Origin of the sequence: Pseudoalteromonas sp. SG45-3 (assembly GCF_014164075.1) — a bacterium.
Taxonomy (GTDB): Bacteria; Pseudomonadota; Gammaproteobacteria; order Enterobacterales; family Alteromonadaceae; genus Pseudoalteromonas; species Pseudoalteromonas distincta.
On sequence record NZ_JACJEN010000027.1, the window covers coordinates 15,655 to 41,998 of the forward strand.

Sequence of the window (26,344 nt, forward strand, 5' to 3'; positions counted from 1 at the left end):
TTTATGTATCACTAATTCATAAACAAAAGGGTTCTCATGAGAATTTTAGTTATTATTGCAGCGTTATTTTTAACTGCCTGTAATACCACGCAAGGCATATCAGTATATTCATTTACTAACTCAGAGGTTGAATCTGTACTGGGCAAGCAATTACCAAAGTTAAGTGAAAAAGTAAGCTTAATGGGTTTACCCGTTCAGTTTGATGTAAACGACTTAAGTGTTAACATTGGACCTGATAACCGCGATGTTGTTGTGCTTGGTGCCGATTCAAGCGCTAAAATTAATGCATTCGCACTTAAATACCCTGTGCGTTTAAAGCTGCAAATTGAAGGTAGCCCATTTTACGACAGTGAGAAAAAAGCAGTGTTTTTACGTAATATTAAATTACTTGATTCGAGTGTTGATGCCGGTGGTTTCAAAGGTAATTTAGGTGCGCTTGATAGCCAAGCAATGGATGTTATTAATGCTTTTTTAGCGGTTAACCCAGTTTATACTCTAAACATGGATGACCCTAAAATGATGCTACTTAGTAAACTTCCACTTGATATGAAAGTGGTTGAAGGCGCAATTAAGCTAGTACCTCGTCTATAAGTAGATCTACCTACTTACAATATACGTATTGATTAGCCTGACTTTCAGGCTAATTAGGTTTTAATATTATGGCGGCTCCTCGTACTGTTCCCACTTCTCGGCTTTCCCGTTTTGCAAAATTAGGCTCACTTGCCACAGGTGTTGCTACCAACATGTTAGTTGATGGTGCTAAGAGCGCGCTAACTGGTAAAGGTTGGGATAATAAAAGCTTACTACTACAACCTAAAAACATTGAAAAACTAGCCACCCAGCTATCACATTTACGTGGTGCAGCAATGAAACTGGGGCAATTGCTTTCAATGGATGCCGGTGATCTACTTAGTCCTGAATTAGCTCAGTTACTTGCTTTACTTCGCTCAGACGCGAACCCAATGCCTCATAAGCAGCTTGTTGAAGTGTTAAAAGAGCAATGGGGGGATGAGTGGCTAGCGCGTTTTTCTCACATTGAGCTAAGACCTTTTGCAGCGGCTTCTATAGGGCAAGTTCATTTGGCTTATAAAGAAAATGGCGAGCAGCTTGCTGTTAAAATTCAATACCCTGGTATTGCAAAAAGTGTAGTAAGTGATGTCGATAACGTTATTTCGTTATTAACGATTTCTCGTTTATTGCCAAAAGATCTTAATATTAAACCACTTATTAATGAGGCTAAGGCACAGTTATTAGCTGAGGCTGATTATAAACGTGAGGCTCAGTACTTAATACGTTATAAAAATGCATTAGCAACTAATCCCCACTTTAAAGTACCCAACGTATATCCAGAGCACAGCACACAACAAGTGCTAACTATGGAGTATATAAAAGCAGAACCTATTGAGAGCATTACAGAGCTACCTGATAGTCAAAAAAGCTTTGTTGCAGAGCAACTTATTGATTTGTTTTTTAAAGAAATGTTTGAATTTAAATTGATTCAAACCGACCCTAACTTTGCCAACTTTCATTATCAGCTTGATACACAAAAAATTGTTTTATTTGATTTTGGTGCAACGCGAGAAATATCAACCGAGCTTAGCTTAGCGTACTTAGCCTTATTTGAAGCGGGTAGTGAAAACAACCGAGAAGGTGTACTTAAAGCGGCTTCACACATTGGTTATTTTAAAAATGACTTAGTTGATGAGTATAAAAACAACGTCATTGATTTATTCTTAATGGCGTGCGAGCCACTGAGAGCAGAAGGGGAATTTGATTTTAAAAATAGTGAACTCGCGCTCAAAATTAAAAATGCAGGGCTTGCCCTTAGTGCGCAATTTCAGCAATGGCATACACCGCCCGTTGATGCGTTATTTATTCACCGAAAACTTGCAGGACTTTATTTAATAGCCGCAAGGCTAGGTGCAAAAATAGATGTAAAAACGTTATTTAAGCACTATTTATAGCGTTTTAATTTACGCGTAAGTGCACTTTAAGTAATGAGTGCACTTAGCGTATAAAATTGCCATAATGCTCGCGATATTTCGCGAGGTGTATTTTATGATAAAACAATTTTTAAACGATCCTAAATTATTGCTAAACGCAGTAGGTGAGGGCATATACGGTTTTGACCTATCGGGTAATGCGGTATTTGTTAATCCTGCCGCTGAGCGCATGACAGGTTGGTGCGCTGAGGAACTATTAGGTAAAAAAATACACCAATATCATCACCATACTCATGCTGATGGCACACCTTATCCCGCTGATGAATGCCAAATTTACTGTACCATGTTTGACGGAAAGCGTCGTGAAGTTAAAAATGAAGTTTTTTGGCGTAAAGACGGTAGCTCATTTGCAGTAGAGTACACCTCAACACCGGTTTATCAAAATGATAAGTTAATTGGTGCTGTAGCGGTATTTCGCGATATATCACTGCAACAGCAAACACAAAATGCACTGCAAGAGGCACTTACTCAAGTAAAGCACTTAAGTGAGCAGCTAAAAGATGAAAACAACTACTTAATTGCAGAGCTCAACGAAGACTGGCAAGACTCAGGGCTAGTTGGACAAAGCCATATATTTCAAACCATGTTAGATCAAATAAAACTGGTAAGTGAAACCGACAGCACAGTGCTTATACTTGGCGAAAATGGCACGGGTAAAGAGTTGGTAGCCCGTAACTTGTATAGGTTGAGCAAACGTAGCGAACAGGCCTTTATAAAAGTAAATTGCGCTGCATTTACCCCGAGCTTGCTAGAGTCGGAATTGTTTGGCCATGAAAAGGGCGCGTTTACAGGTGCCAATGAGCGTCGTAAAGGGCGCTTTGAACTTGCTGATAAAGGCACCTTGTTTTTAGATGAGATAGCAGAGCTTCCACTTGAGGCGCAAAGTAAATTACTGAGAGTCCTGCAAGAACAAGAGTTTGAACGCGTGGGTGGCAGCAACACGCTAAAAGTAAACATTAGAGTAATTGCAGCGACTAATCGCGACTTGTGGGAAATGGTACAAAAAGGCACGTTTAGAATTGATTTGTATTATCGGCTCAATGTATTTCCTATAAAAGTACCCGCCCTTAAAGATCGAAAAGAAGATATTCCTTATTTATGCGCTAATTTGATTGCGCAGCTAAATAAACGGCTCGGGAAAAATTTAAAAGGGCTAAGTAAAAAAGCAATTACGCAGCTGCAGGCTTACGATTGGCCAGGCAATATTAGAGAGCTGCAAAATGTACTTGAACGCGAAGCTATTTTATCTAATCAAGCGGTACTTCAGTTAAGTCAGCCTTTGCTAGCGGGTGGTGAAGTCGTTATTAATCCTTCACTTACGCTCGATGAAGCGCAAAAGCAGCATATAACCTCTGTTCTTGTGTTATCGCACTGGCAAATATCGGGTGATAAAGGAGCGGCAGTTAAATTGGGCTTACCTGAGAGTACACTACGCTCAAAAATGCGAAAGTTAGGGATTACTAGAGATTCGTGATATATCGCGAAGTGCGTTTAATGTCGCGAATTTTATTTTATTGCTTTGAAATAAACCGTTTAATATCAATGATGTAAATAAATTCTCAGCTTGGTCTGAAAGTTGCAAATGCTTGCGTAATACCCGTCATTATGAAGCAAGTACTATGAAGTTTGATATTAAAGAAGAAGACATGATCATTAAGCCCTATAACACCGAAGGGCCAATTTATATCCGCGAGCAAAAAGGATTTTTTCAGCGCATACGCCGTAATTTAGGTTGGCTGCTAATGCTAACTTTTATTGCAATACCGTGGATCCAATATAACGGTCAACAAGCTGTGCTGCTTGATGTGGCAACCCAAACCTTTACTATTTTTGGTTTAACACTCCTTCCTCAAGATTTTATGATTTTAGCCCTGCTATTCATGGTGGGGGCTTTTGCGTTATTTTTTGTAACCAACTGGCTTGGTCGGGTTTGGTGTGGATACACGTGCCCGCAAACAATATGGATGCTCATGTTTTCGTGGGTAGAGCAGCGCATAGAAGGCACGCGAAATCAGCGAATTAAATTAGATAAATCTCAGTGGACGCTAAGTACTTGGCGCAAAAAAATAACTAAGCACAGTGCGTGGATTATTATTTCAGTTTTAACCGCCACCTCGTTTATGGCGTATTTTATTCCAGCAAAAAGTTTGTATATGGAAATGCTTACATTTGAATGGTCAGGTATTACGAGCTTTTGGGTGTTTTTATTCGCTTTTTGCACTTACGGTAATGCAGGGTTTTTACGCGAAAAAATGTGCACGATTGCTTGCCCGTATTCTCGTTTTCAGGCTGTTATGTTTGATAAAGATACGTTGCTTGTAACCTATGATAGCACGCGCGGTGAAAGCCGAGGGCCACGTAAACGCAAAGCTGATACAAAAGAGCTTAACTTAGGTGACTGTGTAGACTGTAACTTGTGTGTAGAGGTATGCCCTGCAGGAATAGACATTCGAAATGGCTTACAATATGAATGTATAAACTGTGGCTTATGTATTGATGCTTGCGACGATACCATGGAGAAATTTGGTTATCAAAAAGGCTTAATTAAATACGCCAGTGAAAAACAAATGGAAGGCAAAAAAACCAATCCATTTAGATTAAAACTAATAGGTTACGGCGCATTAACGGCTTTGTTAATAATTTCTATGTTTGCATGGATGCTGCAACGCACACCAATAGAAGCCTCAGTACTACGCGATAGGAACGCGCTTTATAGAGTGAACTACGAGGGCCTGGTAGAAAACCCTTATACACTTACTATTATTAATAAAACGCAGCAAGCACTGCATTACAGTGTTGCCATAGAGGGCTTGCCAGAAGCAACACTCTCAAGTCCAAGTTCTACACTTATACAGTCAGGTGCAATGAAAAGAGTCCCCGTTACTGTAACAGCCGATGGTTACAATATTGCGCACAAAGTGAGTAAGTTACAATTTGTAGTAACAGCGCAAGAAGATGCCAGCATTACTATAACCAAAGACAGCCAATTTTATAAAAATTAGTCCAGTAATAAGCTCTATATAAACAACGACTTGAGCTTTACCTAGCTCAAGTCATTGTTTAATTCATTTAAAATAAAATGCTTTGCCGATTCTAGATTATCAAAAAGACAATCTTTGAAAGAAACGTCTCTTTTGGCGTTTTGCATTATTCGTTGCATTTGGCTTATTGCAATAGGTGATGTAAGCACAAACGCGCTAATTAAACAGTTATTCTGCTGCATGCTGTGGCTTATGGCTACCATTTCTTGCTCGGCCTGTGGGGTTGCTGCTACAACGTTTGATGAGTCACTTATATAACCCCATTTCTCGCCTTTAAATGATTGAATGGTTTCAAAAAGCGCTGTTTTAAAATTACTTAAAAGCTCAAGTTCTAGGTTTCCGCTAAATTGTGCAATAACTATATTATTTTCAAGCGATAAATTAACGTGTCCGTTTTTATTTTTGTATTCCATTAATACCTCCTAAATTAGCTTTTTATCTAAATTTAGTTTAGCAGCCAAGAGGGTACAAGCGGCTGCAAACTTATTAAAGTGCTTTAATATAGCTAAGGGCGCTTTTAATAACCGCTACTTGCGCCAAAATACATTCTTCATCTGTGGCTGTTGGACTATCAGGGTATACCTCTGTTGTGGTTACATAGGGTGCATCTGTAAAGCCCATACACAAACCTAAATCGCGTGCTGCGTAATTAATAACGCCAAATTGCTCTTGAGGGACGCCTATTAACTGGTTATTTTCATCACTCGGTGCAATGTGCGTGACCTTTGCTACATCTTCGATAATTACTTTTTGAAATTCAGGCTCAGGCTTATTGGTATCGGCCACTAAATAAAACCCATCAGGTATGTTCCAATTAGTGTTTGTTGTGCCTTCACGGGCAGCAAGTGCGGGTCTAAATTCACTGTTATCGCTGTCGGTTGTTTCGTGTAAATCAATATGAGCAACTAAGTCTACATTGAGTGATTTTACAAACGCCATAATAGCTGCTGACTCTTGTGCTGGGCTGCCTTCGTAAAATGAGCGGTTAGGATCAATAGCATCAGGGTTCCAGCGGTTTATAGTTTCATATCCCCAAGGGCTAATGCAGGGCGCAACAACAATATTAAACTGCTCTGAGTGTTGCATAGCGGATGTTTTAGCAAATCTAAGTGCGCCATGTACGCCACTGGTTTCGTAGCCATGTACACCACCTGTGATTAAAACAGTTGGTTTATTGGCATTAAAGTTAGGCGTTTTTAATATATATAATGGGTAAGTACCAGCGGCGTAATTAAGCTCGCCGTATTGCTCTATATCTAAGGTGCTTTTAAGGTCATTAATTAGCGTTACGACTTCTTTTTGGTAACTGCGTTTAATGTTTTGGCGTGCTAACCACTGGGCTTTATCGTTGTTATTCCATTTTTTGCCTGGTGTGCCAATAGGGTATGTGCTGTTAGTCATAATAAACCTTTATATCAACTGTTATTTGTTCTCCTATAAATAAGGAGGGCAATTACAATTGGTAAAATTACTTAATAAAGGCGTAGCTTAACGCTGAGTAAATTAGCGTGCAAATTAAAACGTTAAAGTCATATTTTTAATAGCGCGTGATTGCTGGGCTTTAATATAACTTTGGTTTGCGAACTCACCCGAAATACTACCTAGTCGTTCACGCTTTACACTAACTGTTAAACTACACGTTTTACTTTGATCTACTTGCGAGCTGCTAAACATATCTAAGCTTTGCAAATCTATTTCAAGGCGCGAAGTACTAAGCGCAAAAAGCATTGATTGTAAAAGTGTTTCATTATTATTGTTAGTGCAGCTACTGCTAAGTTCTACTTGACTAGTACTATTGGGATCAGTGCCATCTAACTGAACTGTAAGGGGACTATTAATACTAAAAGTTTGGTTGTTACTCGGGGTTAAAATAATAAAATTTAAAGGTAGTTCCACACCTGAATTCGCATTTATGCCATCGTCTCGTTTAAATTTTATATCAAACTGTTGGTTATCATCAGTAGCATTTATATACGCTTGGTAATCAACGTCTAAAAAGTCGGTATCTTTTGTAAGTTCAATAGCAGTGTTATTAACAACAGCTTGTAATGAGTCGCTATCGCTTAAAACAATGTTTGAGCCATTAGCATCTCCCGCATTTAGTTCTGCGTTAACACGCGTGCGGTTACCGTCAGAAACCAGCTCAAAGCCTGCCCAAATTCCTTTTGTTTTTACTAAATTAGACTCTGTTTCTGATGTACAGGCGCATAATGATAAAATTAAAGCACTTGTGGTAATGCACTTTTTAAGCATGTTAGCTCCTTTTAACCACTGAATTAGCTATAAATAATTGTTTAATTGCGGATATACCTAGTAAATATATTAAGTGTATTTGTGCATTGTTACACAACACGCTATCTGTAAATGTTTAAAATTGTTAATGGTTGTGAGTAAAATGATAATATTAAGTTTTAAAAGTCAGCCTGCTAAGAGGTTGCTTGATAAATGACTACTATTTAGCGTTAAATGTAATATAAAAGAGTATGTTACAATCAAGTCAAAGCATATCTTCATATTGAGTATTATGGCGCTGTATATTGCTACTCCAAGTTGGCTAGGCCGTTTTTTTACCCGTATTAAACACGTAACTATTGAACAAGAGCGCCTTGTTGTGCATTTTAGAAGTGCTCCCGCACGGACATTTTTAATTAAAGACTTTTATAATTACTCAATACTTAAAAATCGTTTATTTAGCGCCAAAATTAATTTGTGCGATAGTAGCAATACATCAATTAGCTTTTTAAACAAAGCACAAGCTAAGTCTTTAAATACCGCCCTTAATACGCAATTTTCAGCCATGCTTGAGCAAAAAGTAAATAACGCCAAGGCTTTGCTAAAGCGTTATGCTTTAGATGAGTTTTTACGTGATAGTTCCATGAAAATACTTAATAACGAAGTATTTTTACTTGCTAAACAATACGCTCAAAGTATAAATACATGGCAACAACACTTATCGCCAAGCAGTATTAAATTTTTAAATATACTGAGCTCCACACCCAATACTCACGATGCAATCGCACAGCTGCGCCATAAATATGAAAAAAAACAACTAACTCTTAAAAATGACTTTTTTAATCAAGTAGAGTCAAATCCATTAACAACAGAGCAGCGCTTAGCGGTTATACGCGATAACGATAAAAACCTAGTATTAGCGGCAGCAGGCACAGGTAAAACATCTGTGATGGTCGCAAAATCGTTAGATTTAATAGCGTATGATATTGCCAAGCCTGAGCAAATTTTGGTGCTGGCCTATAATAAAACAGCAGCAAATGAGCTTAAAGAGCGCTTTATTAAACGCGCCACGCATTCAAACTTGCATACCAAAGTACCCACTATTTTAACGTTTCATGCGCTTGGGCTTAAATTATTACAAAGTGCTAAAAAGCCAATCGAGTTGTCAAAATTTGCAACCGACCCAGTTCAATTAAATAGTTGGTTAACTGGGTGGGTAAGTAAAAAAATACAAACCGAGCCACAGTTTTTAAAAGCATTTGTAGATTTACTCCATGAGCCGATTGATATATTTAGCTTTAAAGATAATGCACAGTACGAGCGGTACGTACGCAATAACGAATACCGTAGCCTTGCGGGTCATAAAGTAAAAAGTTATCAGGAAGTGCTTATTTCAAACTGGCTACATTTGAATTGCGTGGCGCACAGTTATGAGGTGAATTATCACTTTAATCAAGGCGCAGAGCTAAGTGGGCAATACCAACCAGACTTTTATATACCTCAATACGATATTTACTTAGAGCACTTTGGCATTGATAGGCAAGGGAATACTCGTGCCGATATAGATAAAAAACACTATAACGAGCAAATTGCATTTAAGCGTAAATTACATAAACAAAATGGCACTACTTTACTCGAAACCTTTCATTACAACTGGGTAGAAGGAAAGCTTGAGCAAACTCTCGCAAAGCAATTAAAGCAGCATAATGTTGAATTAACACCTTTAAGTAACGACGAAATATTTCATACTTTAAATAACTCAGGACAGTTACAGCAAGGCATTGATAAGTACATAAAATGCTTACAAGCTATTCGTGTAGAGCAATTAAGTAATACGCAAATAGCGCAGCGCATCAAGCAAAGTGGTATTAAAAACTATCAACAATATGCAAACTTGTTAGTGCAAATTCATGACGCTTATATAAATGAACTAAGCACGCAAAGTGCCATTGATTTTGACGACATGATTATTCAAGCAACAAAGGCGATAGTAAGCGGAGATTTTAATATTCCATGGAGCCACATTTTAGTTGATGAGTTTCAAGATATATCAAGTGCGCGTATGGGCTTTTTAAATGCGATATTAAAATATGGTAACGGAATACGCTTTACTGCGGTAGGTGATGACTGGCAAGCAATTTATCGGTTCTCGGGTGGTAATTTAGCGCTTACTACACGCTTTAATGAATTAGTGGGCAGCCACTCACTTACTATGTTGCAAAAAACATTTAGATATAACAATAGTATTAGTGATGTAGCGGAGCGCTTTGTAATGCAAAACCCTGAGCAATATAAAAAGCAGATCAGCACACATACACAAGTAACTACACCACAAGTTATTTTGTTAGACGATTTATACCAAGGCACTAAATCGATAGAAATAAAAGTACAGCAGAGCATAAGCACTATTCAAAAAAACGATGCATCAGCGAGCATTGCCATACTTAGTCGATACCGATACATGTTAAATAGCGTGCAGCAGCATTTAAAAGATAAAAAGCATACAAACCCTCTTTATTTTTGGACATTGCATAGCGCTAAGGGGCTTGAAGCCGATTACTGTATTATTATTGGTTTTGAACAAGGTAAATTAGGGTTTCCTAGCGATAATCAAAATAACGTGCTGGTGGAGTCGTTATTACCAGAGCAAGATGAATTCACTCACTCAGAAGAAAGGCGTTTGCTTTATGTAGGTATTACGCGCGCAAAACATAAAGCGTATTTAATTGCAGACCCTTATGCATGCTCAGCGTTTGTAAAAGAACTAGTAAATGACGATTATCCTATTCAAATCGGCTCCAGGTTGTTTAACAAGTCGCAACTAAAGCAAAGAGAGTGTAATACGTGCAGCGACGGATTAATTGTGCCAAAAACGGGTCAGTATCGTGATTATTATAGCTGTACTAATACGCAAATTTGCGAAACTAAACTACGAGTGTGTAAAAGCTGTAGTAGCCCATCGGTTGATAAAAGCACGTATTCACAATGTGTGAATACAGAGTGTAAAACGCAGCATCCAATTTGTGAAAAGTGTGGTCGCGAAATGCGTAAACGTAAATCTAAGCACGGTGAATTTTTAGGATGCAGTGGTTTCGCGCTTAAAGAGGATAACTGTAAAAACACTCGAAAAATGAATGTTTAACGGCTAACGAGTAGGTTTACACCTGTCTATTTTATAGAACAATGTAAATAGAAATTATATTCATTTGATTGATTTTAACAAGTTATCAATGTCTAATAGAATAATGAGCTTTAACTGTTGTTTATTATGCATTTTTTCAATAGATTCTTTTTATTAAACGATCACTATTCAGCCCCTGGTCAGGTTGCTAATTGGCGAGTAAGTGCACTGCGCATTATTCTATCATTAGTAATGGTGTTATGTTTTGCTGTGGCGTGCCACACGTACACAAGCGCTATTGAATTTAACTTAATTTATATTGTTGTATTAACAAGCAGTTTTCTTGTTACTGCATGTGGTTTACTTATAGCAAGTAAGCGTTTTTATCACTTTAGCGCTCATGCACTTTTAATAGCCATTGTAGCTGCTAGCGTGTCAATGAACTTATTTTTAACAGACCTAGAGCTTGCTAAAGTGGGCTCTATGTATATGTATTCCTGCCCAATAATCGCACTTATGCTACTTGGTTATAGAACAGCCCTTGCTTATGGCGTATTAAATATTGCGCCGTTTTATATGATCATCAATAACGTTGATGTATCGGGCTTAACCGGCATTGCTCAACAACTTCCCGATGCCAGCTTATACATTACAGGGCTAATATTCTTATTTTTTAACATTTGTATTCCTCTTGCTGTGGCACGCACAATTGTGGCTGCTAAGCGTTTAAACAAAACAATGATAAGCGCTAATACACACCTTAAAGATAAAAATGAGCTTTATCGAAGCCTGTTCACCGAATCAAATAAAGCCAAAATTATTGTTGACGAAAACCTTGTCATTACTGATTTTAATCAACACGCTATTGATATGTTTGGTATAAAAAAAGAATTAAAAGAAGAATGCGTTAACCTTTCTCATTTATTTCCTACTTTAGTTTTTGACGCCCCTAATGCTCAAAATAAAATTGTGAAGTACAAAAAAAGCTATTTTAAAGCCTGCTACCAGCAAATAACAATGAGTACTAACTACCGTGTATACGACTTTTACGATTGCACGCAAGAGCAGCTCATTAAACAAAATTTATCGATGATGGAACAAGAAAATAAACGTTTACGCTTTAGAGACTCGCAAACAAAACTACCTAATAGAGAATGGTTTGAGCTGCAATGCGACAGATTAACAAGCAAATACCAAAAAGGTTTTTTTATCGTTGTTACCCAAAGTGCAAATAGTGAATACTTAAATTTGAAGCTCACTAAAGCCGACTCTCAAGCATTACTTATTAACGCGTACAAGCGTTTAAAAGCGATGCCAGATGGGCCTCTTTTGTGTGCTCATATAGGAGTAGGAAAGCTTGCTTTTATAATTGGCGCAAACTCGCAAAACGAGCTTGAAGATAAGCTATTAATGCAAATAAAAAATACATTAGATAAAACTTATAATGTGTTTGGCACTAAGTGTCAGCAATCATTTTTATTTGGTTTTGCAAAGCATCCTGATCACGGAAAAAGCAGCACAACAGTACTTAGCAATGCGTGCGAAGCACTTAAAGTTGCAAACTGTAATATGCCTCTAAGTGGTTATAACGAAAAACAATCACAAGCTTTTATCGAAAAATACGAAATTTCGATGTTGCTAGACGAAGCGCTTCAGCAGGGCGATTTGTCGGTACACTATCAACCTAAAGTAGATGCAAAGGGTCAATGTATAGGGCTTGAAGCTTTAGCGCGTTGGAACAGTCCCATACTAGGTAATGTGTCGCCAGTGGTATTTATTCCTATTGCCGAAGAATACAGAATGGTCAGTAGATTAACCGATTTGATTATTCAAAAAGTCTGCGCTCAAATTGCCAATTGGACTAAGGCGGGTTTACCGAGTGTGCCGGTGGCAATAAATATATCTCTAATTGATTTTAGCCAAACCGATTTCATGTCAAAACTGGTTAAATACCTTGCCGACTTCAACGTAAAGCCACCTCAAATAGAGTTAGAACTGACTGAAACCTCTCTTGAGGCAAACCAAGCGCATTCGCTAAAGCTTATGCAAACACTGCAATCGTGGGGTTTTACTATTTCGGTTGATGATTTTGGAGTGGGGTATTCTAATATTGCACGCCTTGCCGATTACCCTATTAACAAGCTCAAGTTAGATCGCTCATTAATAAGCCAAGTAACAAGCTCTACGCGTCAAAAAAGTTTAGTTAAAGCGGTGCACGTTATGTGTGAAGAGCTTGATATTAAGTGTGTAGCCGAAGGAGTAGAAACCCAAGAGCAAGTAGCAATAATGGCGCAAATGGGGTGTAAAGAATTTCAGGGCTTTTACTTTGCGAAACCAATGTCAGCCGAAAATTTTGCAGAGCATGTTAGCCGCCATGGCTTAGTGTTTAACCCCAAAGAGATGACGGCTCAACTTTAAATGTATAGCAGGTATTTTATTACCTAGTTACAGAGTTGTTGGGCGTTTATAGTTATTTCGCACTGATGAATAACTCCTGCTCCCCAATGCTGTATATCTGATTGAGCAGTACAGCCTGCATCTTCAATTAAAGCCGTATTGGCATCACATAAAAGTAGCACTGCGCTATCATCTTGTACGTTTACAATAAGCGTGTATTCCCCAAAAGGTGCAAGTTTGCTTAAATCGTTATTAACAGCGGCTTTTAATAACTCATCAGTTGTTGAATAGGATGTTTCACTAAATTTTAGTGTGCCATCAACGGCTGTAGCAATATCTTTTAATTGTGAGGCTAAGTCGGCCATCACTTCTGGATTGTTTTTTTTAGGAGTGTAGCAACCGCTAAGTAATACTATGAGGCTTATATAAAGTAAGTGTTTCATTTTATTTGCTCCATACCGTCATCGTGTTGTGTTCATCGTAGCCTGTATCTAGGTTCCAATTTTTAATTGCACTGTAATCAGTATCTAAAAATACGGCATTGGCAATAATGGTTATGTAGTGCTGAATGTTACTAACGGCAAAGTCAAAAATATCGTTGTAATGCATAGGCTCGTGCGGCGTTTTTAGATGTTCAATAAAAGTGGGGTCTACTTCGTTTGGGCGAGGATAAAACAAGCCTAAATCAGCAGCAACATGGCGTGCACAGGCAAATAATCGATAGCTTTCTTCAACATTATTTACTACAAGCTGAAAACCGTTATGCCATGAATTAAAGTTAGGAGCGTGTTGTGCAGCGTAGCTTGGGTGAACCGTCAATAAAGCATGTTGCCAAATTTTTGCAATATCGGTATCAAAATTATCGTCTTTGTTAGTACAAGATCCAATATTTTGCTGCACGCGGTCAGCATAACCTAACTCACCTAAATTTAAACGCTGCCAAATAAATGCGTCTTGGTTCATTTCGCAGGTACGGTGCGCCGTTTGATTTTGCTCATACGGGCCTACTTTTAATTCAACAACCGGATGCACCGTTATATCTGCAGCAACATGGGCCATATAACCGCATAACCAGGCAAAACACTTTTCAAATGCTTCACCTTCAAGTGTTTTACAGTATTCAATCATTGCTTTAAGTAAATCGCCTGTGTGCTCATAGTGCATTAGGTCGGCCCACGCATTTTGGCTAGGCTGCGCTACAGCTAAGTAAGGATAATCGGGGGCTACACAGCCTAGTTCAAGGTATGCTTGGCGTTGGCTTAAAATAAGCTTTGCTTTTTTAGGCATATCCATTTTAGCGAGTGACTTGATTTGCGTTGCAATATTAACGGCAGTGATGTGCGCAAAAGCACCTGGCATTGTCATATCCTTATGATTTATTAATAAGGGTACAGATTAACATTGAGAGGGGGTTAAATAAAGCCAACTAAATGCAAGTATAGCGGGGTAAACACCTATTAAATTAGCTGCTCAACTAATTGGCCATTCTCGTATAATTTAGCATGTTGACGTTTATGTTCTTCAAATAGGTAAGCTCTTAGTTGCTCTTGACCGCTATGGATTTGCGTTATTTTAGCGGCTATACCTTGTGTGCTTTGCCTTACGGGTTCTATTTCCATCGAAATACTTTGTTTGTTAGGCAAAATAAATTCCATGTGCTGCGATTTATTTAAATGGTTACCTTTTTGGAGGGGTTTTAAAAACATCCCCGTGTTTGATATTGATTCAATTTTAAACCCTTGGCTTTTAATATTTAGCTCACTCCAGCGCCAACTGCGCAGTGTGCCTTGTGTGTCTATTACTTCGGGGGCGTTTAAAATAGGTTTGATTATACCGGCGCTATCAATTTTTAAGTCCAACGGAAACCATAACTGATAATGTGCAACCTCTGCGAGCAGAGTTAAATTAGCGCTACTAAGTAAGTGAGCAATATTGGCTGGTACTGAACTTTGTAATGTTAAAACGTGACTGTTGTGAGCATGTGACTTTGTATTAGGCTTAAATAACTCAGCAAAAAAATTTATCTCTTCATTAGAAAAGTCCATATTTCACCCCAGTTACATAAAATAATTCACCACCGTAATTTAAACAATGAAATTGGTCAATAAATGCTCCGTTTAAATTTGTTTAGATAATATTTACAAAGACAGAGGGGCAAACTAAACAATGTATTTAAATGCAGTGCTTAATCCTATCGTTTTTCAGAGACTTGAATTATTTAACATTTATAAAAATATATTTAGGCGCAAGTGGCTAGCTGTTAAACTACAACACATTAGTTTTATTATTTATATTAGAGTTTACATTATGATATGTGCATTTTTACGTGATCAACAGCCGAAGTTACTGGGTATGGTAGTGGCATTGTTCGGTGCAGGATTTTCAATAAATGCAGTGGCTCAAGAGCAAAGCCAAACTTTAATTTTAGTGGGGTCAGAGCTTACTACCTGTACTAGCGCCAAGCTTAATAATTGCCAAAAAGAGGCTGTTATTGATGGTAAGTCACATAATTTATATACACTTAGCAGCTCTCAAATAAAAAACATCGCGCAGCATTGGCCTAATAATAATGTTGAGGCAAAAACGGCTGTATTAAAAACACTTAAAGCCATACAAAGTAAATCGTCAAATAGCGTATCAAAAACTGATTTACTCTGGCAGTGGCGCGATATAAATAATCAGCAATTAGAAAGTCTAACTCAGCAAGAGTACAACTTTGTATTTGATATGCTAGAAGTACCGCTACTTAATAAAAACGGTGAGCGTTTAAAAGAGCAAGTAAATACCGATTTTAATAATGAGGTTGCGACTAATAATATTTTACAATTTGTGTCGGGCAGTTTAAAAGTTAATAACGCAAAACCAACCATGCTTGCTATTACGGCTTCGAGCCGCGACCCTTATGAGTCGGCAGATGTAGCGCAAAGTCTTTTGGCACAATCAAATATAAACACTCAATGGTTAGCACTAACGCCAGCGCTTGCTAAAGCGATTACGAGTAACTCGTGCGATGAATTACCAGCGCTTAGAAATACATTAATGAATGTGTATAACCGTGAAGTGATTTATCCCGATCGCACAAAGGCCGAATACGCTTTATGTAAAAATGGCACTAATGCACTTGTATCACTTATTAAAAATAGTACCGGTGTGATGTTTAATAGCGGTAATGCAGCATTAACTCACAAGGTATTATTTGATCAAAACAATAATCCATACCCGTGGACGCAAGCATTGCAAACTCGCCCAGTAATTGTAGGTGAAGGCGCGGGCGCAGCAATCCAAAGTAAAGTGACGGGTATGCTTACAAATACGACAAGCCTTGAGGCACTTCGTAAAGGTGAAAATAACACTAATGCTGGCGGACTTGGCAGCTTTAATTTTGGTGTACTAGATACTCAATTTAGCGAACAAAACCGAACATTTAGGCTTACAGCAGCGTTAAATAAAAACGAAGTAAAAAATACTAAAACAGAGATTCAACATGGTTTTGGTATTGACGAAAATACGGCTTTGGTTGTTATTAAATCATCAGAAGGTAGTTTAATAACCGTAATAGGTAAAAGTGGTGTAGTGCATTTAGCTAATAAAGATAAAGTACAGCCAAATGTTAAAGATTATAGCTATTCGTACTGGCCTACAAGCAGTGTAATTGAAATTACCAATAACACGTTTACCTTAAGCGCACGCACAATAGATGAAGCGTTACCCGCTATAAAAATACCTCCACTGCCAGTGCAGCGTTTTGGCTCAATTTTAACAAATTCAAAACTGCGTTCACTTACTCAAGCTATGTGTTTAAGCCAAGAGCAAAGTGCGGTAGCCCAACAAGACGAGTTTATAATTAGCCTTACAGCAACGAGTGACACACAGTATCATCGCATCAATGCAAAAGAGTTTGGTTGTGCGCTAAGCAATTTAGAGTTAGCTATAAAGTCGATTTAGTGACTAACCTGAGCCAAGGGTTTAAGTTTTTGGCTCTTCTCTATAAAATAGCCACCATAATGATTTAAAAGCCTTACTAAAAGAGTGTTAAAATGAATAAAGAAAATGATGTAATTTCTAGTCTAGCCGAATTAGAAAGCTTTTTATTAAATGTAGAAAACGGCGGTCTTGGCCTTAAAGGTGTTTCGGGCGTTGGTATGGCAACAAACAATAGTGATGGTAGTCGTTTTGTAGCCGTGTTTGACGATAATCAAAAATTACTTTTAGCGCGCAGTATTACAGAAGATGTATTCCAAACAGGGCAAGATATGGTACGTAATGGTGTAGGGCGCAAGCACTAGTACTTTAATAAAAAAGCGCTTAGAGCGCTTTTTTATTTTTATTTCAATAAATTGAAATAAAATGCCTTCATATAGATTCCACAAAGGCCACTTCAAGTTAATAACATTTAAATACAACCCACTCAAAAACTACAAGACTTACTAGGTAAATTCGTTTTATTAAGTGTGTTTTGATAAATAAGATAGTGCTACGGATAAATTGTAGAATCAAAACAGATGAATTTTGGCTATATTTTGAAGAGAAGTTTAACTTATTGATATAGAGGGAGTTTATACCAATTCGCTTAATTAAGTGATCTATTTTTAGGATGGAAAAACGTGTTGACAGCTAGGCAAAAAATTCGCTTTTTAGTTGTTCTAAATGAGAATTTTTTAACACAGGTAGCGACACGTTTAGCCCCGCAAAATGATTAAGTATTATTGCGGATTGGTATTAATGGTCGGTATGGAGAGATTCGAACTCTCGACCCCTGCCACCCCATGACAGTGCGCTACCAAGCTGCGCTACATACCGACGTTGTTTGCAATAGTACGTGTATTTTTTTAAAAATCAATAAGCGATTGTTTGTTTGGGTGTTTATTACGCAAGAGGCCTAAAAAGGCGCCCTTGCGGTGTATTAATTAGCTAGTCTTTATTTAGCCACTTTTTGATCGAGTCATACATCTCATCTCGTATTAATGGCTGAGCTTTTTTGTTAGGGTGTAAACTATCGTTTTGCATTAGCTCAGGTTGGCCGGCAATATCGAGCATAAAAAAGTTCATTAAATGCGCATTTGTTTCTTCGCTAACGCGCGAAAAAGTGTCAGTAAACATTTTACTGTAACGCGGGCCGTAATTAGGGGGAATGTAAATCTCCATTAAGGCGGTCATGGCATTAGCGGCTTGGCTTTTTTGAATAAGAGACGTTAAGTTAGTTTGCATTTTTTTGACTGGAAAACCACGTAAACCGTCATTAGCACCTAGCTCAATAAGTACATGAGTGGGTTCGTATTGCTCAAGCAATGCATCTAAACGGCGTAGGGCTCCACCAGATGTTTCGCCACTAATACTGGCGTTGATAAGTTCAATGTCGGCTTGTTCGTCATCGTATTTATCTTGTAACAATTTTACCCAGCCTTCTTCTTGTTGAAGTCCGTAGGCTGCGCTTAAACTGTCACCGAGTATTAAAATCGTGTTGTCGGCTGCTGCGCTCAGCGGTTTGATAACTAAAAATAAAATGAATACTAAACGAAGGATTGAATGAGTCATATGTCAGCGCTTTCTCAATTAAATATAATTCAGGTTAATGGTTTGTCTAAAATAGTCTCTACCTTTGAAGGTGAGCTGCCCATCCTCAGCGACATCAGCTTTAATGTCAAGCATGGTGAGTCTGTTGCTATAGTTGGCACATCGGGCTCAGGTAAATCTACGTTACTCAGTTTATTAGCAGGGCTGGATACCGCAAGCAACGGTGAAATATTTTTAGATGGGGAGCCATTACACAATTTAGATGAAGAAGAGCGTGCTGCACTGCGCGCGGCTAAAATTGGATTTGTGTTTCAATCGTTTATGTTAGTACAAAGCTTAACTGCACTAGAAAACGTTATGCTACCAGCAGAGCTTGCTGGTGAAAGTGATGCGAAAGAGCAAGCAATTGCTTTGCTTGATAAAGTAGGCTTGAGCCATCGAATTGATCATTACCCGTCGCAACTCTCTGGCGGTGAACAGCAACGTGTTGCTATTGCGCGAGCATTTATTGGTACACCTAAAATACTGTTTGCTGATGAGCCTTCGGCTAATTTAGACAGCAAAAACGGTAAAATGATTGAATCCTTATTATTTGATTTAAACACGCAACACGGCACTACGCTTATTTTGGTTACTCACGATGAAGGGCTTGCACAAAAATGTGAGCACATTATTCAAATAGAAGCGGGTTTACTGGTAAAAAGCCAAGTAGAGGACGTTGCTAATGTGGGTTAAGTTAGCGCTTAAATTATTTTCGCGAGAATTTCGCCGTGGTGAGCTCACGGTTATAAGCGCAGCTATCGCTCTTGCTGTGTTAACCGTGCTTACACTGTCGATGGTTACTGAGCGAATAGGGCAAAGTATTGCGCAAAAAAGCAGTGCTTTTATTGCAGCAGACCGTGTACTTGCAAGCGACCATGTTCTGGACACCGCTTTTATTACTCAAGCTCAGAGCCAAAATTTAAAAACGGCGCAAATGGTGTATTTCGACACTATGTTGTTTGCCGATGATGAAATGCAGTTTAGCTCAGTAAAAGCAGCATCTAATGCGTACCCGCTAAAAGGGCAGTTAAAAGTTAAAGATACCCTAACCGGTGAAACTAAAGTTGCTAATAGCGGACCAACGCCTGGTAATGTGTGGCTAAGTGAATCGGTATTTTACAGTTTAAATATTGATATAGGCGCGCAAGTAGAGCTTGGCGCTGCATTATTTAATGTTTCAAAAGTTATTGTAGAAGAGCCTGACGCGCCATTTAATGTATTTTCAAGTAGCCGTCGTGTGCTTATTAATATTGACGATGTGGCAAAGACCGAAGTTGTGCAGCCGGGTAGTCGTGTTTATTATCGCCAACTTTATGCAGGTAGTGAGGCCGATATAAATAGCTTTTACGAGTGGCTTAAACCACAAATGAAAGAAAACCAACAATGGTACGGCGTTAAAGACCGTCAATCACCTATTTCAAATAGTTTAAACCGCGCAGAGAGCTTTTTATTACTAGCCGGTCTATTAGGTATTATTTTAGCCGCAGTGGCTATAGCTGTTTCAGCAAAACGTTATTGTGAACGCCAATACGACCCAGTAGCGATGATGAAAACGCTCGGCGGTAGCCGCTCAATGATCCGCAAAATATACATGCTTCATTTATTGCTTGTATGTGCAATGGCAGTAAGTATAGGGCTGTTAATTGGTTATGGCTTGCAAGAAATAGCAACAAGTTACTTATCAAAAAGTATGGGCACAGAGCTACCCTTGGGTGGCTTTAAACCTTGGCTGGTGGCTATAAGCACTGGCGTAATTTGTGCAGTTATGTTTTCTATCAAACCGTTATTTGATTTATTTGATATTCCACCGCTTAGAGTTCTGCGCCGTAACTTAGGCGACAAGTTGGCTGTAAGTCGTGTGCATTTAGGTATGAGTGCGCTAACTGTGTTTTTATTAATGTGGTTATTTAGTAACAACATAAAAATAACGCTTATTTTGTTTATATCAACACTTGCGCTAATTGGTGTGCTGTTTTTAGTATCTAAATTAATATTTGGTGGTGGTCGAAAACTAGGATTAAAGCCAGGTAACAGTTGGTCGCTTGCAATTGCATCTATTCAAAAGCGTGCAAATGTGAACGCGGTACAGTTAATTAGTTTTTCGTTAGCGATTAAATTACTGCTGTTTTTAGTGGTACTTAAAAACGACATGATATCTGATTGGCAGTCGCAACTTCCAAGCGACGCGCCTAATGCGTTTTTAGTTAATATTACGCAAAATGAGCTTGAGCCAATTAACGAATATTTAGCTCAAAAAGATATTCAAGTATCAGAGTTTTATCCCACTATTCGTGGGCGCGTAAATGCGGTGAATGGCGAGTTGGTAGCACGTTCAGTATCGCTGCAAGACAACGAGAAAAAAGACGAAGAAGCACGTGCAGGTATTGGCCGCGAGCTAAATCTTACATGGCTTAAAGATGTGCCTGACCAAAATGAAGTAACACAAGGTACGTGGTTTGGTGAGAATGCGATGGCTGAAGCTTCAGTAGAGGAGTCGATGCTTGAGCGTTTAGATGTTGAGATAGGCGACACGCTCACATTTTTAATTGGTTCGCAGTCGTTCGACGCTAAAATCACCAGTGTGCGCAAAGTAAATTGGGCCACGCTTAAACCTAACTTTTTTATTATTTTAAGCCCAGATGTACTTGCAGATTTTCCCGCAACGTATATTTCGTCGGTACGTATAAACCCAGACCAAAAGCGTGATTTTAGCCAGTTATTACGTACTTACCCTACTATTACAGCCATTGATATTGATAACTTTGTTAAGCAAATACAAACTACTATTTCGCAAGTATCACTCGCCATTGGCTTTGTACTTGCAATTGTTGTGCTGTGTGGCGCGCTTGTACTTATATCGCAAGTGCAAGCTAGTTTAGGTGAGCGTATGCAAGAAATTGTAATACTCAGAACGCTTGGCGCTAAAAGCCGATTAATTAAAAACGCGACCCTGTATGAGTTTTTATTACTCGGCGGTTTAGCTGGCTTAGTTGCCGCATTTTTTAGTGATATAGCGCTTTTAATTGTGCAGCAACAAATGTTTGATTTAGCAGGTAAGTTACACCCACATATATGGATTATTGGACCGGTAGCTGGCGGCGTATTTGTGGCAGGTTTAGGTTATTTAATGATTGCCCGAACACTTAAACAAAACACCCAAGGATTAGTACGTACCCTAGGGTAAGCTTAAACTAACATGCTCCTGTAAATGCCCACCTAGTACGTGGGCATTTTTGTTTTTCTTTGTACTGGTAATTTATACAGTACTCTGGCATTATTAGCGTAATTTAAAAATAATAACAATGGAGCGCTGTTTGGCCATCATTTTAGGGATCGATCCTGGTTCACGTTTGACCGGATATGGTGTTGTTGCCCATCAAGGTTCTAAATTTACATACTTAGGCAGTGGCTGTATTAAGTTAGCCGATCATCCTTTTCCGGTTAGGCTTAAAATGATCTACCAAGGCATTACACAGCTTATTGAGCAGTTTTCGCCAGAAACCTTTGCCATTGAAAAAGTATTTATGGCGCACAACCCCGATTCAGCTTTAAAACTTGGCCAAGCTAGAGGCGCTGCTATTGTAGGTGCTGCAATGGCCGACTTGCCCGTATTTGAATATTCAGCTAGGCAAATTAAGCAAGCAGTAGTAGGTAACGGTGGCGCTGATAAAACTCAAGTGCAACACATGGTAAAAAATATTTTAAAACTACCTGGTACGCCACAAGCCGATGCAGCTGATGCACTCGCTATTGCGATTTGCCACGCTCACTCAGAACAAAATTTAATTAAACTAGCGGGCAGCGCAAGCAAAACCGTTAGAGGACGTTTAAGGAAATAATTATGATAGGCCGCTTAAATGGTATTTTAGTCGAAAAACAGCCACCAGAAATATTACTCGAAGTAAGTGGTGTAGGTTACGAAGTACAAATGCCAATGACCTGTTTTTACGATTTACCAAAAATTGGTGAAAATGCGATTGTTTACACTCACTTTGTAGTGCGTGAAGATGCTCAACTATTATTTGGTTTTAATAATAAAGTTGAACGTGCTTTGTTTAGAGAGCTATTAAAAGCAAATGGCGTAGGGCCAAAACTTGGCTTAGCTATTTTATCGGGCATGTCGGCAAAACAATTTGTAAGTTGTGTAAATAACGAAGACTCAACATCGCTTGTTAAATTACCCGGTGTAGGTAAAAAAACAGCCGAGCGTTTAGTACTCGAAATGAAAGACAGGCTAAAAGATTGGGGTAATGATTTATTTACGCCATTTAGTGACAGCGCAGTAATAGAGCCAATGAGCGATACGACAATTGCTAATAATGCAGCGGATGATGCCGTATCGGCACTGCTTGCATTAGGTTATAAATTGCCACAAGCTCAAAAAGCAGTAAAATCGATAAGTAAACCCGATATGTCTACTGAGGTTCTTATTAGAGAATCTTTAAAATCTATGTTGTGAGTAACCCATGATTGAAGCGGATCGCTTAATTGATGCGACTGAAAAAACAAATGAAGACTCTATAGATCGTGCAATAAGACCAAAACTTTTAGCCGACTACAGAGGCCAGCCTCATGTTAAGCAGCAAATGGAAATTTTTATTGAAGCTGCCCGAACCCGTGGTGAAGCGCTTGATCATTTATTAATATTTGGCCCACCTGGGCTTGGTAAAACCACGCTTGCAAATATTGTAGCCAATGAGTTACACGTAAGTATTAAAACAACATCAGGCCCTGTACTTGAAAAAGCAGGCGATTTAGCTGCTCTACTTACTAATTTAGAAGAGGGCGATGTACTGTTTATCGATGAAATACACAGGCTAAGCCCGCAAGTTGAAGAAATACTGTATCCCGCAATGGAAGACTACCAGCTTGATATAATGATTGGTGAAGGCCCAGCTGCGCGTTCTATTAAATTAGACTTACCTGCATTTACACTCATTGGTGCAACCACACGAGCAGGATCGCTTACATCGCCACTGCGTGACCGTTTTGGAATTGTGCAGCGATTAGAGTTTTATTCTGTAGAAGATTTATCGCACATAGTAGGGCGCTCTGCACATTATCTTGGTTTAGAAATGTGTGACGATGGCGCTACCGAAATTGCCCAGCGCTCGCGCGGCACACCACGTATTGCAAACCGCTTATTGCGCCGTGTACGCGATTACACTCAAGTAAAATCTGACGGCACAGTAAACGCCGATGTAGCTAAGCAAGCCCTTGATATGATTGACGTAGATAAAAGTGGTTTTGATTATATGGACCGCAAATATTTACTCGCCATAATCGAAAAATTTATGGGCGGCCCAGTAGGGCTCGACAATGTAGCGGCTGCTATTGGTGAAGAGCGCGAAACAATAGAAGATGTAATAGAGCCATTTTTAATCCAGCAAGGATTTATTCAGCGTACTCCACGCGGGCGCATAGTGTCTGACAGTGCATACCATCACTTTGGTTTACCTCCTAAAAAAGACTAGCCTATATACTTTACTTGCTGTGGTTTATAGCGCAGCAGGTAATTGTTTCAGTATCCCTTTGTTTCAAATTATTATACTCAAAACCTCAACACACTGTTGCAAATGTTATTTCAAAATACTAATACGCTTTATAGTTAACTGTTAATTCACAGGGCGTTAAGACTCGCGAGGCTATCCTGCGTACCATTCAAACTAGTAAGCGAATTACTTATTGTAAATTAGGTAGGGCAATTATTAGTTTATAAATAAAATATGTAGCGCGCTAAATTGCAGGCAAAAAAAAGCCCGCAAAAAATGCGGGCAAACAACAAGTTGAAGGAAGTAATCCAGGGGAACTACGTTTTACTAAATTTGGTTTTATCCAGAAAGAGTAAAACAATGTAATACGATAAAATATCCTATTACTAAGAACTTGGCTTAATGAAACTATCTCATTCAGTGCGCTAGCTCGGTATGGGAGAATAATACGTAAGTTTACTTTTTTGTTCAAACTAGAAAATTTGTATTTTCAGATTAGAAAAACTAATTTAGTGAATTTTATTGTTGTTTGAATCTTGTGCGTTAATTAATCGTTAAATTTATAAGTTTATGAAATTTATAACTTAAGTAATTTATTTCGTTATAGCTCGGTATTAGTTTTACTATTACGTGCAGGTGAGACTTATAGGTTTTGAGTGTTTATGCTCTTATTTTGAATAAACGGCGCATTTTATGACGTTTCATGTATATATTTACGCATATTTATAGTTAGCGAGTTTGTTTTAAAGTTTAAATAAAATACTGAGGCAAAGGGAAATGCTAACTAAAGCTGTTTTTTTAACGTTTTTTGTTGCCTATTCATAGCAATACCGTTGTCAGCTTGAAATGGACTAGATACACTAGATGCAACTTTTGGCCGTGTAAGCGGTCATATTTACACAAATTAACCAATTTGCCGTATTTTGAAATTATTTAGGAGTTTAACGTGGGATCAGGGCTTAATTTTTTAGATCTAATTTTAGAAGCAAGTTTGCTTGTTCAATTAGTAATGTTAGGGCTAGTTGCCATGTCTGTAATGTCGTGGACAATTATATTTCAACGTAAAAAAGCAATATCGGATGCGCTAATAAATGCTAAGAAATTTGAGCAAAAGTTTTGGTCGGGTATCGATTTAAGCAAATTATATAACGAGATATCGTCACGCAGCGGTCAGTCTCAAGGCATTGAAGCTTTGTTTACTTCGGGCTTTAAAGAGTTTGCTCGCCATAAAAAGAATACATTTCAAAGTGCGAGTATTGTTATGGAAGGAACGCACCGCTCTATGCGTGTTGCGCTTTCTCGTGAAATTGAAAAAATGGAATCTAGCCTATCGTTTTTAGCAACAGTAGGTTCTATAAGTCCGTACATCGGTTTGTTTGGTACAGTGTGGGGTATAATGAATGCCTTTATTGCACTAGGTGAAGTTAAGCAAGCTACATTACAAATGGTAGCACCAGGTATTGCAGAGGCACTTATTGCGACTGCTATGGGTTTATTTGCGGCGATCCCTGCTGTTATTGCTTATAACCGTTTTTCAAACAGTGTTGAAAAGCTTGAGTCTCACTATATTAACTTTATGGAAGAGTTTGCTAATATTTTACACCGTCAAGCAGCTACACAAATAGAGGCACAAGCGAATGTATCAGCGTAAAAAGCGCCGTCCGGTCGCAGAGATTAATGTAGTACCTTACATTGATGTAATGTTGGTACTACTTATAATATTTATGGCTACAGCACCGCTTATTACGCATGGTGTAAAAGTTGATTTACCTAAAATGGAAGAGTCTGATTTAGTTGATACTAAAGATACTCCGCCTATTATTGCCTCAATAGATGCACAAGGTAAATATTACGTGAGTGTAGGTACTGATCCAGAAGAGCCTATGGAAGCACTTGATGTGGCTGCGGTTATAAAATTACAGCTAATGAAAAACCCTGACGTGCCGGTAATGATTAAAGGCTCGGGTAAGGTGTCGTATCAAGAAGTATTATTACTAATGGATTTTTTGAAAAATGCAGGCGTACCATCAGTAGGATTAATGACTGAATCCTTTGAGGGGAAGTAGCTGTATGAATAGTTCAGTAGTAAAATCAATAGTACTTCATTTAGGGATTGGTGGATTTTTGTATGCTTCTGCAAATATTCATCCGCCAACACCTAAAGTAATGGAAGTAACGCTTAATTCGGCTATACCTACGCCAGATAAAGCGGTATCAGCCGTTACAGTTGATCAAAAACAAGTTGAGCAAAAAATTGCTGAACTTCAAAAGAAAGAAAAAGATAAAAAAAGTGCTGAAGATAAACGTATCCGTGATTTAGAACGCAGAGCGGCCAATGCACGCAAACAACGTGAATCAGAAGCACGTAATATTAAAAAGCTAGAGCAAGAGCGTAAAGCTAAAGAGAAAGAAAAAGCGCAAGCCGAGGCAGAAGCTAAAAAAGCACGTGCCATTGAGCAAAAAGAGCGTGCTAAAGCTAAGCAAGCCGAAAAGCAAAAGCAA

Annotated in this window: 23 protein-coding genes and 1 tRNA gene; 16 read left to right on the plus strand and 8 right to left on the minus strand. The window is 38.5% G+C overall.

Going from position 1 to position 26,344, the window contains the following annotated elements:
• Nucleotides 1-36: 36 nt before the first annotated feature.
• From H5126_RS19660 to ccoG, 4 genes are all read left to right on the plus strand, one after another.
• Complete coding sequence (locus H5126_RS19660; RefSeq protein ID WP_182721068.1) at nt 37-591, plus strand: DUF1439 domain-containing protein; 555 nt, start codon at nt 37-39, stop codon at nt 589-591.
• Nucleotides 592-659: 68 nt separating this feature from the next.
• Entirely contained in the window at nt 660-1,964 is a 1,305-nt protein-coding gene (locus H5126_RS19665; protein ID WP_182721067.1) for an AarF/ABC1/UbiB kinase family protein, read from the plus strand.
• A 94-nt stretch (nt 1,965-2,058) separates the two neighbouring features.
• Nucleotides 2,059-3,477, plus strand: a complete 1,419-nt coding sequence (locus H5126_RS19670) for a sigma-54-dependent Fis family transcriptional regulator (RefSeq protein ID WP_182721066.1) — start codon at nt 2,059-2,061, stop codon at nt 3,475-3,477.
• A 145-nt stretch (nt 3,478-3,622) separates the two neighbouring features.
• The gene (gene ccoG, locus H5126_RS19675) at nt 3,623-5,005 is read left to right on the plus strand and encodes a cytochrome c oxidase accessory protein CcoG (RefSeq protein WP_182721065.1); all 1,383 of its coding nucleotides are present in this window, start codon (nt 3,623-3,625) and stop codon (nt 5,003-5,005) included.
• A 41-nt stretch (nt 5,006-5,046) separates the two neighbouring features.
• Here ccoG and H5126_RS19680 read toward each other — a convergent pair whose 3' ends face one another.
• The 3 genes from H5126_RS19680 to H5126_RS19690 all read right to left on the minus strand — a co-directional run bounded on the left by H5126_RS19680 (nt 5,047) and on the right by H5126_RS19690 (nt 7,297).
• Nucleotides 5,047-5,457, minus strand: a complete 411-nt coding sequence (locus H5126_RS19680; RefSeq protein ID WP_182682951.1) for a hypothetical protein — start codon at nt 5,455-5,457, stop codon at nt 5,047-5,049.
• 73 nt (nt 5,458-5,530) lie between these two features.
• Entirely contained in the window at nt 5,531-6,445 is a 915-nt protein-coding gene (locus H5126_RS19685) for a M14 family metallocarboxypeptidase (protein WP_182721064.1), read from the minus strand.
• 114 nt (nt 6,446-6,559) lie between these two features.
• Nucleotides 6,560-7,297, minus strand: coding sequence for a hypothetical protein (locus tag H5126_RS19690; protein ID WP_182682950.1), 738 nt, complete (start codon nt 7,295-7,297; stop codon nt 6,560-6,562).
• 271 nt (nt 7,298-7,568) lie between these two features.
• Here H5126_RS19690 and H5126_RS19695 point away from each other — a divergent pair, with 271 nt between their 5' ends.
• Both H5126_RS19695 and H5126_RS19700 read left to right on the plus strand, forming a co-directional pair.
• Entirely contained in the window at nt 7,569-10,418 is a 2,850-nt protein-coding gene (locus tag H5126_RS19695; protein ID WP_182721063.1) for a UvrD-helicase domain-containing protein, read from the plus strand.
• Between the two features lie 126 nt (nt 10,419-10,544).
• A complete protein-coding gene (locus tag H5126_RS19700) occupies nt 10,545-12,815 on the plus strand; it encodes an EAL domain-containing protein (RefSeq protein ID WP_182721062.1) in 2,271 nt (756 codons plus the stop codon).
• Between the two features lie 23 nt (nt 12,816-12,838).
• Here the strand turns inward: H5126_RS19700 and H5126_RS19705 are convergent, their stop codons facing one another.
• From H5126_RS19705 to H5126_RS19715, 3 genes are all read right to left on the minus strand, one after another.
• Entirely contained in the window at nt 12,839-13,237 is a 399-nt protein-coding gene (locus tag H5126_RS19705) for a hypothetical protein (RefSeq protein ID WP_182721061.1), read from the minus strand.
• Between the two features lies 1 nt (nt 13,238).
• The gene (locus H5126_RS19710; protein WP_182721060.1) at nt 13,239-14,153 is read right to left on the minus strand and encodes a zinc dependent phospholipase C family protein; all 915 of its coding nucleotides are present in this window, start codon (nt 14,151-14,153) and stop codon (nt 13,239-13,241) included.
• A gap of 98 nt (nt 14,154-14,251) precedes the next feature.
• Nucleotides 14,252-14,839: a hypothetical protein gene (locus H5126_RS19715; protein WP_182671826.1), complete on the minus strand. Its 588-nt coding sequence runs from the start codon at nt 14,837-14,839 to the stop codon at nt 14,252-14,254.
• Between the two features lie 262 nt (nt 14,840-15,101).
• On the opposite strand from H5126_RS19715, the gene H5126_RS19720 reads away from it, so the two are divergent.
• Both H5126_RS19720 and H5126_RS19725 read left to right on the plus strand, forming a co-directional pair.
• Nucleotides 15,102-16,739, plus strand: coding sequence for a cyanophycinase (locus H5126_RS19720; RefSeq protein ID WP_182721059.1), 1,638 nt, complete (start codon nt 15,102-15,104; stop codon nt 16,737-16,739).
• 92 nt (nt 16,740-16,831) lie between these two features.
• Complete coding sequence (locus H5126_RS19725; RefSeq protein ID WP_138488835.1) at nt 16,832-17,080, plus strand: hypothetical protein; 249 nt, start codon at nt 16,832-16,834, stop codon at nt 17,078-17,080.
• Nucleotides 17,081-17,517: 437 nt separating this feature from the next.
• Here the strand turns inward: H5126_RS19725 and H5126_RS19730 are convergent.
• Nucleotides 17,518-17,594, minus strand: a tRNA-Pro gene (locus tag H5126_RS19730).
• A 111-nt stretch (nt 17,595-17,705) separates the two neighbouring features.
• Complete coding sequence (locus H5126_RS19735; protein ID WP_182675730.1) at nt 17,706-18,329, minus strand: arylesterase; 624 nt, start codon at nt 18,327-18,329, stop codon at nt 17,706-17,708.
• Between H5126_RS19735 and H5126_RS19740 the strand changes: the two genes are divergently transcribed.
• The 8 genes from H5126_RS19740 to tolA form a co-directional block, all read left to right on the plus strand.
• The gene (locus tag H5126_RS19740; protein WP_182721071.1) at nt 18,330-19,043 is read left to right on the plus strand and encodes an ABC transporter ATP-binding protein; all 714 of its coding nucleotides are present in this window, start codon (nt 18,330-18,332) and stop codon (nt 19,041-19,043) included.
• Nucleotides 19,033-21,534 (plus strand): ABC transporter permease, encoded by a 2,502-nt coding sequence (locus H5126_RS19745; RefSeq protein ID WP_182721058.1) that lies wholly within the window; start codon nt 19,033-19,035, stop codon nt 21,532-21,534. The genes H5126_RS19740 and H5126_RS19745 overlap by 11 nt, the downstream gene beginning before the upstream one ends.
• 130 nt (nt 21,535-21,664) lie before the next feature.
• Nucleotides 21,665-22,189, plus strand: coding sequence for a crossover junction endodeoxyribonuclease RuvC (gene ruvC / locus H5126_RS19750; RefSeq protein ID WP_002960649.1), 525 nt, complete (start codon nt 21,665-21,667; stop codon nt 22,187-22,189).
• 2 nt (nt 22,190-22,191) lie between these two features.
• The gene (ruvA, locus tag H5126_RS19755) at nt 22,192-22,809 is read left to right on the plus strand and encodes a Holliday junction branch migration protein RuvA (protein ID WP_182721057.1); all 618 of its coding nucleotides are present in this window, start codon (nt 22,192-22,194) and stop codon (nt 22,807-22,809) included.
• Between the two features lie 7 nt (nt 22,810-22,816).
• The gene (gene ruvB, locus H5126_RS19760) at nt 22,817-23,824 is read left to right on the plus strand and encodes a Holliday junction branch migration DNA helicase RuvB (protein ID WP_182721056.1); all 1,008 of its coding nucleotides are present in this window, start codon (nt 22,817-22,819) and stop codon (nt 23,822-23,824) included.
• A 964-nt stretch (nt 23,825-24,788) separates the two neighbouring features.
• Nucleotides 24,789-25,493: a protein TolQ gene (tolQ, locus tag H5126_RS19765; RefSeq protein WP_002960643.1), complete on the plus strand. Its 705-nt coding sequence runs from the start codon at nt 24,789-24,791 to the stop codon at nt 25,491-25,493.
• Nucleotides 25,480-25,908: a protein TolR gene (gene tolR / locus H5126_RS19770; RefSeq protein ID WP_002960641.1), complete on the plus strand. Its 429-nt coding sequence runs from the start codon at nt 25,480-25,482 to the stop codon at nt 25,906-25,908. The genes tolQ and tolR overlap by 14 nt, the downstream gene beginning before the upstream one ends.
• Nucleotides 25,909-25,912: 4 nt before the next feature.
• A partial coding sequence (gene tolA, locus H5126_RS19775) for a cell envelope integrity protein TolA (RefSeq protein ID WP_182738847.1) occupies nt 25,913-26,344 on the plus strand: 432 nt, incomplete at its 3' end.

Coding starts and splice junctions, on each gene's coding strand:
- H5126_RS19660 (WP_182721068.1), top strand. CDS start 37: ATGAGAATTTTAGTTATTATTGCAGCGTTATTTTTAACTGCCTGTAAT.
- H5126_RS19665 (WP_182721067.1), top strand. CDS start 660: ATGGCGGCTCCTCGTACTGTTCCCACTTCTCGGCTTTCCCGTTTTGCA.
- H5126_RS19670 (WP_182721066.1), top strand. CDS start 2,059: ATGATAAAACAATTTTTAAACGATCCTAAATTATTGCTAAACGCAGTA.
- ccoG (WP_182721065.1), top strand. CDS start 3,623: ATGAAGTTTGATATTAAAGAAGAAGACATGATCATTAAGCCCTATAAC.
- H5126_RS19680 (WP_182682951.1), bottom strand. CDS start 5,457: ATGGAATACAAAAATAAAAACGGACACGTTAATTTATCGCTTGAAAAT.
- H5126_RS19685 (WP_182721064.1), bottom strand. CDS start 6,445: ATGACTAACAGCACATACCCTATTGGCACACCAGGCAAAAAATGGAAT.
- H5126_RS19690 (WP_182682950.1), bottom strand. CDS start 7,297: ATGCTTAAAAAGTGCATTACCACAAGTGCTTTAATTTTATCATTATGC.
- H5126_RS19695 (WP_182721063.1), top strand. CDS start 7,569: ATGGCGCTGTATATTGCTACTCCAAGTTGGCTAGGCCGTTTTTTTACC.
- H5126_RS19700 (WP_182721062.1), top strand. CDS start 10,545: ATGCATTTTTTCAATAGATTCTTTTTATTAAACGATCACTATTCAGCC.
- H5126_RS19705 (WP_182721061.1), bottom strand. CDS start 13,237: ATGAAACACTTACTTTATATAAGCCTCATAGTATTACTTAGCGGTTGC.
- H5126_RS19710 (WP_182721060.1), bottom strand. CDS start 14,153: ATGCCAGGTGCTTTTGCGCACATCACTGCCGTTAATATTGCAACGCAA.
- H5126_RS19715 (WP_182671826.1), bottom strand. CDS start 14,839: ATGGACTTTTCTAATGAAGAGATAAATTTTTTTGCTGAGTTATTTAAG.
- H5126_RS19720 (WP_182721059.1), top strand. CDS start 15,102: ATGATATGTGCATTTTTACGTGATCAACAGCCGAAGTTACTGGGTATG.
- H5126_RS19725 (WP_138488835.1), top strand. CDS start 16,832: ATGAATAAAGAAAATGATGTAATTTCTAGTCTAGCCGAATTAGAAAGC.
- H5126_RS19735 (WP_182675730.1), bottom strand. CDS start 18,329: ATGACTCATTCAATCCTTCGTTTAGTATTCATTTTATTTTTAGTTATC.
- H5126_RS19740 (WP_182721071.1), top strand. CDS start 18,330: ATGTCAGCGCTTTCTCAATTAAATATAATTCAGGTTAATGGTTTGTCT.
- H5126_RS19745 (WP_182721058.1), top strand. CDS start 19,033: ATGTGGGTTAAGTTAGCGCTTAAATTATTTTCGCGAGAATTTCGCCGT.
- ruvA (WP_182721057.1), top strand. CDS start 22,192: ATGATAGGCCGCTTAAATGGTATTTTAGTCGAAAAACAGCCACCAGAA.
- ruvB (WP_182721056.1), top strand. CDS start 22,817: ATGATTGAAGCGGATCGCTTAATTGATGCGACTGAAAAAACAAATGAA.
- tolR (WP_002960641.1), top strand. CDS start 25,480: ATGTATCAGCGTAAAAAGCGCCGTCCGGTCGCAGAGATTAATGTAGTA.